The 1,727-nt window shown below is 44.4% G+C and carries 2 protein-coding genes; both read right to left on the bottom strand.

Annotated features, from left to right (window positions below):
- Window positions 1-404 (bottom strand): hypothetical protein (locus VN105_RS05585; protein WP_325638761.1); only part of this gene is annotated, 404 nt, incomplete at its 3' end.
- A 16-nt stretch (window positions 405-420) separates the two neighbouring features.
- A partial coding sequence (locus tag VN105_RS05580; RefSeq protein ID WP_325638759.1) for a SusC/RagA family TonB-linked outer membrane protein occupies window positions 421-1,727 on the bottom strand: 1,307 nt, incomplete at its 5' end.

The following is a 1,727-nucleotide window of genomic DNA, read 5'->3' as shown; positions in this document are numbered from 1 at the left end:
GGTACATTCTTAATTACCCTGTTTGCCCTGTCGATCGTTAAATAACAGTTTGTATAAAACGCATCAAAAGAAGGATTGGATGGCGAATAAAGATTATTATCGAGTTCCAGTATGCTTGCGCCAACATTTGATTGCACAGTCAGCTCCTCAGAATTTACATCTGCCAGATTGATCATCGTCATGTTATAAATGTCGCGCAGCCTGTCGTACACCGCATCAAGTGCAACAGTGGCGTCGCTTGCCGTTTTGAAAGAGTTCTCTTCTCCCAGGAATGAATATGGAACCTCAACGAGGTTATTTTTGCAACTTCCCCCAAAAATCATTGTTATAGCCAGAAAACCGCACAGCAACGCATGCCCGCGTACAAACAGCGCCTTGTTCGATAACTTATATTGTGATTTCATCTTTATCAGGATTTAATTATAAAGAAATAGACAAACCAAGCGTGTAGATCCTCGACGGCGGGTAATTGAAGTTATCTACCCCATATTGGGTATTACTGTTGAAATCGCCGTTGACTTCAGGATCATAGCCTGTGTAATTAGTGAAAGTAAGCAGGTTCTGTGCACTGATGTAAACGCGGGCCCTCCTTATGACCTTTGTAAAACCTGGCAGCTGGTAACCCAAAGTAACAGTCCTTAATCGTAAAAATGAGCCGTCTTCTATTGCATAATCAGAAACAGCCGGTAAAACCCATTGGCGTATAGCCCCGGCCGAATTGCTGGGATTCGTGGCAGTCCACCGGTTTACATAATATGATTTCAGGTGGTTATATTGTGCATCGATCAATGTAGTGTAATTGTTATAGATCTTGTTGCCTTGCACGCCCTGCAGGAAAAAAGAAAAGTCAAAACCCTTGTAGGAGAAATTATTGGTGAACCCAAAAATAAATTTAGGAAGACCATTACCCAACACTTTACGATCGCCGGACTCATTGTAGATGCCATCGCCGTTTATATCCTTCCAACGATATGCACCCGGCAAACTGCCGGCCTGCGCTAATGGGCCTGCAGCGGCAATCTGTTCTTTTGTTTGCCATATACCATCAAATACATTACCATAGAATGAGCCCAGCGGCTTTCCGACTTCTATAATGGTTAATCCTGAAAAATAATGATCCACGCCATTCGCAAGTGATACTACTTTATTTTCATTATAAGAAACATTACCAGCCGTGGTCCATTTAAACCCGTTCCCGCCTTTGTCGATATTTACCGAGGTAATTGCGAGTTCAAAGCCTTTGTTCTGTACGCTGCCGATATTGCGTAATACACTGGTGGCGCCTGTAGTGGCTGGCAGATCCACATATAACAGCAGCCCGCTGGTGTTTTTCACGTAATAATCGCCCACTACAGTAAGCCGGTTGCCCATAAAACCGGCATCAAAACCAATATCCAGCTGGGCAGTTTTCTCCCATTTCAGATCCGGGCTTTCGATACGCGAAAGTTGGTTGGTCAGCACCTCAACGTCGTTAAACACTGTTTTCCCAATGGTGTATTGCGGGAGGGAATTATAAAGGCCGATGCCATCATTACCGGTAATGCCATAACTAACCCTCAGTTTCAGATCGCTGATGACGCGGCTGTTCTTCAGGAAATTTTCGTCGGATACCCGCCAGGCAAATGCGCCGGAAGGGAAGAATCCATATTTATTATTAATACCGAAACGTGATGAACCATCTACCCGGGCACTCACCGTGAACAGGTAGCGATCCTTAAAGCGGTAAT

It is taken from the genome of Chitinophaga sp. (genome assembly GCF_035564935.1).
In the GTDB taxonomy this organism is placed as follows: domain Bacteria; phylum Bacteroidota; class Bacteroidia; order Chitinophagales; family Chitinophagaceae; genus Chitinophaga.
The sequence above is the reverse complement of the archived record's forward strand: the minus strand, read 5'-3'. Positions and strand labels throughout refer to the sequence as shown.